General features: G+C 44.4%; 7 protein-coding genes. 6 read left to right on the top strand and 1 reads right to left on the bottom strand.

Annotated features, from left to right (window positions below; translation table 11 throughout):
• Together LUQ50_RS15120 and LUQ50_RS15115 are read left to right on the top strand one after the other, a co-directional pair.
• A partial coding sequence (locus tag LUQ50_RS15120; protein ID WP_300041126.1) for an FHA domain-containing protein occupies positions 1-635 on the top strand: 635 nt, incomplete at its 5' end.
• Between the two features lie 24 nt (positions 636-659).
• Positions 660-2,342, top strand: coding sequence for a serine/threonine-protein kinase (locus tag LUQ50_RS15115; RefSeq protein ID WP_300041124.1), 1,683 nt, complete (start codon positions 660-662; stop codon positions 2,340-2,342).
• A 553-nt stretch (positions 2,343-2,895) separates the two neighbouring features.
• On the opposite strand, the gene LUQ50_RS15110 is transcribed toward LUQ50_RS15115, so the two are convergent.
• Entirely contained in the window at positions 2,896-3,420 is a 525-nt protein-coding gene (locus LUQ50_RS15110; protein ID WP_300041122.1) for a hypothetical protein, read from the bottom strand.
• Positions 3,421-3,645: 225 nt separating this feature from the next.
• Between LUQ50_RS15110 and LUQ50_RS15105 the strand changes: the two genes are divergently transcribed.
• The 4 genes from LUQ50_RS15105 to LUQ50_RS15090 all read left to right on the top strand — a co-directional run.
• Positions 3,646-4,113 carry a hypothetical protein gene (locus tag LUQ50_RS15105; RefSeq protein ID WP_300041120.1) on the top strand — a complete coding sequence of 156 codons (468 nt, stop codon included), beginning with the start codon at positions 3,646-3,648 and terminating at the stop codon, positions 4,111-4,113.
• Positions 4,114-4,367: 254 nt separating this feature from the next.
• A complete protein-coding gene (locus tag LUQ50_RS15100; RefSeq protein ID WP_300041118.1) occupies positions 4,368-5,801 on the top strand; it encodes a hypothetical protein in 1,434 nt (477 codons plus the stop codon).
• Between the two features lie 12 nt (positions 5,802-5,813).
• A complete protein-coding gene (locus LUQ50_RS15095) occupies positions 5,814-6,497 on the top strand; it encodes an ABC transporter ATP-binding protein (RefSeq protein WP_300041115.1) in 684 nt (227 codons plus the stop codon).
• Positions 6,494-6,967 (top strand): ABC transporter permease (locus LUQ50_RS15090; protein WP_300041113.1); only part of this gene is annotated, 474 nt, incomplete at its 3' end. The genes LUQ50_RS15095 and LUQ50_RS15090, both read left to right, overlap by 4 nt.

The raw sequence follows: 6,967 nt of genomic DNA, 5'->3' as shown, positions 1-6,967 counted from the left end.
TTACAACCATCACTAAAACCAGTTATGAAAATATTCGTAAACATCTGGACAAACTGGTTCTTGCAGGGCTTGTCAGAAAAGATGCGGGAATGAGTTCTGAGACCATGACCGGTGTGCATCCGGTATGGAAATATTCACTTGCTCCAGGGGGAATGGAAGCGATCATCACCAACCTTTCCATGTTTTCAAAGGTTACCCTCACCATCACCCATACTGAATTAGCGGAGCAACTAAAAACGGTCAGGTCAGAACTTGCTGATCAGTTCGGCCAGAAGTCTCCGGGATTATATCTGACCACCGGACCTGAAGAGAAGAATATATATCAACTGGATAATGAGAAGACTGCCATTGGCAGGATTGATCCGACTGATCCGGCATCGGCACAAAAGGACTCTTCACGAATTGTCCTCTCTTCTGAGTACAGATCAGTTTCCCGGGTAAGTAGGCCGCATTGTATTATCCTGCACAGTGATATCTGGGAGATAGAAGATTATGGAAGTACTTCTGGAACCTTTGTGAATGCAGAACTGATTCCTCCCCGAAAAAGGCATGAGATTCGTGACGGGGATATTATCATTCTCGGGACTGGAAATTTTGCAGCCAGGTTTCTCTTTCTGAATGATACTACACAGTAGAATCTGACAGGTTAATACATCCTCATGATACGAAAATATGTACTGCTCCTCCTCATTCTCATTCTGGTGGCAGGATTAGGGATTACCTCAGGTGCGTTCGGGGGAAATCCGGATAACCAGTCCAGAGGACCTGCTCTTATGGTAAACTCATATGGGGAGAAGGTTCAGCCTATTGTCGTCTACCGGGTAGCTCCTGATCCATCAGGGATGAACCACACCGGTCAGCTCCCGGAAGAAATATTGTTTGTTCCTCCTGATAAGAATGGGTCAGGTGGTCCCCATAATCAAATGGCTTGGGATGATGGAAAAGGCCCGGATCCTGCCTTCCACTTTGGATATGTTCTTCCACCCCTGACACAGATCATCCTGTCGTTTGGGATTTCTTTAATTATTCTAATTCTCGTGACGGTGGCAGGCCTTCGCATCGGTGTTTCATATCAATATGAGTCATGTGAGAAGACCAGAAGATGGATCGGTATAGGTCAGGTGATCTGTTCGCTCCTGATCGCAACGGCAGTATGGTATATTTTTACGGTTCAATTCAGCGATCAGGAAGATGTATATTTTCTCTCGATGCTCTATGCGTTCCTCGGTGTCCAAAGTTATCTTGCATTCTCGTCATTAATTCAGGCAGTATCTATCTTTAAAAACCGCCCGATTCCGCCGGTTTATCAGATTCATATCTTATTTGTGTTTATTGCGATCAGTCTGATCCTGATGTCCCGGATTCCGTTTTTCCCTCCTCTTCCAACTACAATTCTGGCGATCTCCGTTTTCTTCCTGCCAGGTGCAATACTATCCCTGATGACGAGTCAGATAATCAGAAGATCTTCAGATTTCTCCTTCATGGATCCAAGTCTCACGCTGACCCGGAATCAATCCGTGATTCACACCGAGATAACCTCTTCATTTCCTGAATCATTGCGGATGCGATATCAGGATGTCAGCATAATCGGAAGCGGTGGGGTTGCAGTAGTATATCGTGCGGTAAGAATTCGTGATCAGAAGCAGGTGGCACTCAAGATTCCGTTTTCATCCGATGAGACCAGTGGAAAGACATTTTTAAATGAGATGGCAATCTGGCGTGATCTCCATCATCCCTGTATTGTTGAGATCTATGATCAGAATATTTTCCCGATTCCGTACGTAGAAATGGAATTTATGAGCCGGTCACTCCGCGATGTCACCTATCCGGTATCTCCTGAACGTGCTGTTTCTATCGTGAGTGATATTGCATCCGCACTCCACTATGCTCATGAAAAAGGGGTTATTCATCGTGATATCAAACCAGGAAATGTACTCCTGACAGATGATGGAAGAGCAAAACTGGCAGACTGGGGTTTGTCCCGATCCCTGTATCGATCAGATGACACGAAAAACACCAGTTTTTCCCTCTTCTATGCAACTCCGGAACAGTTGGCACCTGATATGTATGGAAATGGGGATCAGAGGACCGATATCTATCAGTTAGGGGTTCTTCTCTACGAACTGATATGCGGAGAACCGCCATATGTGAAACCCGGTATCGGTGAAATTTTTATGGCAATTCAGAACAATCAGTATAAATTGCCATCTGATTGCAGTGAACTGCTTGCGCGGTTTGATTCGATCATCAGGAGATCGTTGAAAGCAGATCCAAACGAACGGTTTGCTTCGATTGATGAATTTATAGAATGTCTTGAATCTGCCCGTATAACTCTGAATTAATAAGAGAATACAGATAATTCACGATATTTTCTCTTGTTGTTGACATATTCCTCTCAATGATTATTAATATAGTATCAGAAAAGCTGTGATTATGCAACTATCTGGTTGTGTTTTTCAACCACTCAGACTTTTCCATTTTATATATTGGAAGATCAAATGTTGCTATGCTCTTTTATGGGTTTCCCATGACTGAGTTGAAATACAAGATCAGGTATATTTTGCCACTATTTGCGTGAATGGCTAATGATCTCCTCCAGCACAGAGTATTGTTAGTCAGCATTATTTTGGCAAAAATCCCTGATTTCAGTGTGACTGGTATCTTAACCCAACCACAGGAGACACGACGAACCTGAATATGCTTTGTTTTCGACAAAGTTGTATCTCAGGGTTTACCTGATCTTGTATACCACCTCCTAAGAGAACTGCAGATCCAAACGGGGAAAGGTCCTCCCCTTTCCCTGTTCACTCAAGAATATTGGTTTCTTTTTTGTAAATATTTATGACGCACGAATCTAGAATGGAATGATCTTCTTCGGTAAAAAAGTGAAAAATATTATGAAGAAATTTCTGTAACCTGAAATGCTTCTCTGATTCCTGGCTTCAGACTGTTGATTGAGACCTCATAGGTTCTTCCGGTATAGAATATTCCCTCAAGTATTCCACTCACGGTGCTGGTCCCTCCTTTGAGGCGCTCACAGGTAGGATCACTATAGCATGAACTTACATCCACTGTTGGATCAGATACCTTTAGTTCAAGAATCAGTTCATCTCTTCCTGTTTTCCCTCCGGCAGTTGGTAATGATATATATGAACAGGGATTATCATTGCAGGGTGTCCAGATCAATTCATGAGTCTCATGATTAAACCAGGTATTCTGTACCTGGCGGGATTGTCCATCCTTATAATTTTCTCCGCTTTTCATCAGGGAGGTGTGATCAATGGTTTTACCGCCGGTATCAATCAGTTTGAGAATAACTGTTTGTGACACCGGAGAGATAATCTGGTCATCTCCATATACTCCTGGGATGAGAAGAAAAAGACACCCTCCCAGAATAAGGATGCTGAATAACATATTCATGGGTAACCTACTGACATTCATATGGTAAGAATCCTCCATCATTCTATAAAAGATCGGTGCTCATTCGCAGTTTCATTATTTTTCATCCCGGTACATAGCGAATCGGGAACCATCTGGTTGAATATTTGACCTGTAGGTTTAGGTTTGTTTATTCCTTTTAGTGCATAACAATGGGAAGTAGCAACTTGGAATATTCATGTGGATATTTCATAATGTGATGGTATTATGAGTAAAAGATCGAATATCTGGATTATTGCAATGGCCTGCATTGTGCTCAGTGTCCTTGTTGCAAGTGTCTATGCAGAAGATGCAGCTCCGCAGGCACCACCTCAAGGTGCCGGACCAGGCGATATGAGTGGCTTGTTAAAGAACCTTACAGAAAAGGGGTTCGATGTTACTGAGATTCAGGCAGCAGAAGAGAAGGGTGACAAGGATTCTGCAAAAGCACTCCTTGACAAATTCTTTGAAGCACACCCTGAAGCAAAGCCACAAATGCCCCCAATGGATGCAGATCGAATGAAAAAGATTGTATCAGATCTTGCATCCAAGGGCAGCGATGTCTCAGCTATTCAGACAGCATTAGATGGCGGTGATTCCACCACTGCACAGAAACTCCTTGATGACTTTTTCAAGGAACACCCTGATGCACGTCCTACTCCACCAGCAGACGGACAAAAGCCACCGGCACAGTAATTGATTCCTGAGCAATCAGGAACTAAAATCTTTCTTTTGTGTGGGTAATTCACCTGAATTCGTATGACGACGCACTTAAGTGCACTTAATCTTCTCTCTGAATTTTCCATACCATACTTCAGGACACTCGGGTTCTGGTGGGTGGTATGAAGATGCGAATGACGGATCAGTACCCGGGTAGTATTCACATAAAGTATTAGTGATAACAAGACAAGGATACTCATAGGTCAGTGGGGTTGACTATGTATTTAGTAATGGAAAATGAGAGAGAATCTGGTGAAAAATCCACCCGGATTCATAAATTTGATGGATTAGGCAGGAGTCCGATTCGATTTTCGTGGGGAGTTATCGGACTCGTTCTGATCCTGCTGTTGATGGTTCCTCAATTTTGTTTCGCTCTTGAGACAAATGAGACTGTAGATGCCGCGGGTAAAGTGACTGTCACTGACGCGACTATTGAACCTTCGGTTCTGATGACTGGTGATGTGGGTCTTGTCACCTTCACGGTTGAAAATACCGGAACCAGTAATGTCGCGATCAGTGATGCCCGTCTGATATCGAAGGAACTTACGGTTCTGAATACCGACACCTATCAGAGTAGCAGAACTATCGGTGCCGGTACATCGATGAAATTTTCCTTCTCGATTGTTGCAAATCAGCCTGAGAATATTTACTATCCTGCGTTTTATCTGAACTATCGCGATGCCGGTAGTCTCCGGTATAATCTTCCGGTCAGGGTTGAATCTCCACAGTTAGAACTCTTTGTTTCAGGAATACCTGATACCTATACAAAAGGGGTAGCCAGTACGATCACTCTGCATGTAGGAAATGCAAAGAGTGTCAACATGACTGGTATCACGGTTGAACCTTCAGGAGAAGGAATTCAGAGCAACCAGACCACATTCTTTATAGGTGATCTCTGGCCTCATAAGGAAAGCTCGGTAATGTTTACCATAACTCCCTCGGTGTCCACGAATCTGAATTTCAATGTGACATACACCTGCGGGATGAACAGTCATCAGACCTCATATTCCATACCGGTCCCGCTGGGTACTGACAAACTTGCAGCGCAGCCAGTTCTTAATAATATTGAGGTTGCCACTGAGTCAGGTCAGACCACCCTTTCAGGTGATGTATCGAATGCCGGCATTACTGATGCATACGGGGTAGTTATTGCTTTGGAGAGTGCAGCTGCAGAAGATGGCAATCCAAACGAAAAATATGCAATCGGTACGATTTCAGCCGGAGATTATGAGAGTTTTGATCTGAAAATTCCATCAGGTCTCAAAGATGTCCCGATTATAATCCAGTACAAAGATCCATCAGGGAATCAGTTCTCCAAATCTCTCACCCTGGATATGGAAAAAATATCAGGAGGAACCCAGGGTTCAGGTATTGCTGGTGGAGCGGGAGGTGCAGGGATGCCTGCAGGTGGCGGACCACCTGGAATGGGCGGCGCTCCTACTGGAGCCTCATCAGGTACCACGAGTGGAAGTAGTAATAGTGGTGGTAGTTCACGTGGAGGCGTGAACCCCATGAACCCGCTCTCCGGGATGGGTAGTGGACTTTCCGGTATTCCTGTTATGGAGATCCTGTACGGTATCATCATACTGATTGTGATAATCGTTATCTGGGTTATCTGGAGACGGAAGATGAAAGGACGGAAGATTTCAATTAACACAAAATAATCCGGACGTATTATGACGGAAGCTGAAGAAGTCGTCCGTTTGACTGATGTAAGTAAAATTTATCCCCTTCCCTCGGGAGATGTGATCGCACTTGATCACCTCTCCCTGAGTATCAGGGCTGGAGAATTTGTTGCCATAATCGGGCCTTCAGGGTCCGGGAAGTCAACTCTCCTTAACCAGTTGGGATGTCTCGATGTGCCTACTTCAGGAGAACTTGAGATTGGTGGGCGGCGGGTTAAGGATATGAGTGACTATGAACTGACTGATCTGCGTCTGGTTACCATCGGTTTTATTTTTCAAAAATTTAACCTGCTTCCTCTCCTCTCGGCATATGAGAATGTGGAGTACCCCTATACTCTGAAATATCGCAGGAAGGATACGAGTGGAAGAGTCACCAAGTTGTTAGCGATGGTGGGAATTAATGAAGATCGAGCGAGGCATAAGCCTACCGAATTGTCTGGTGGTCAGCAGCAGCGGGTTGCCATTGCCCGTGCGCTGGTAAACAATCCCAAAATTCTCCTCTGTGATGAGCCTACTGGTAACCTTGACTCCAAAACCGGTGTTTTGGTTCTGAAGATGCTCCGGAAACTCAATGAAAAAGGAAAGACCCTGATCATTGTCACCCATGATCCCAGTATTGCAGCACAGGCTGATCGGACAATTACTATCAGGGATGGGAGGGTTGTGGATTCATGAAAGATATCATCTTTGCCATGGCTCTCCGGAATGTGAAGATTAATTATGTCAGATCAATCCTTGCAGCGGTAGGTATTACCATTGGAATCATCTCCATTGCTTCCATGGGCATGCTCGGCGTCAACATGACCGGATCTGTAAAGGATTCCCTCTCTTCGATGGCAGATAAATTGACGGTAAATCCGTACAGTGGAAAAGGGGGAGGTGGCGGGCCTCCGGGGATGAGTGGTTCATCTGATAATCTGACCAAGCAGGAGTACAAGAACATTCTGAAGGTAGCAAATCAGTATGGATATGCATACGGGGTGCATTCGATCCGGCCTAAAGTTAGTAAAGGAAAGGATGAATGGAGTACCACTGTATATGGTCTTGAAACCACGGCAATGAAGACTGTACTTGAGAATTTATCTTCCGGAGGATACCCAAGTAGTGATAATTCTGTTCTGATCGGTGCTACATTTGCTTCAGAT

The sequence above is a fragment of the Methanospirillum sp. genome (assembly GCF_028679455.1).
In the GTDB taxonomy this organism is placed as follows: Archaea; Halobacteriota; Methanomicrobia; order Methanomicrobiales; family Methanospirillaceae; genus Methanospirillum.
Note: the sequence above shows the minus strand (reverse complement) of the source record. Positions and strands in the feature narration are given on the sequence as shown.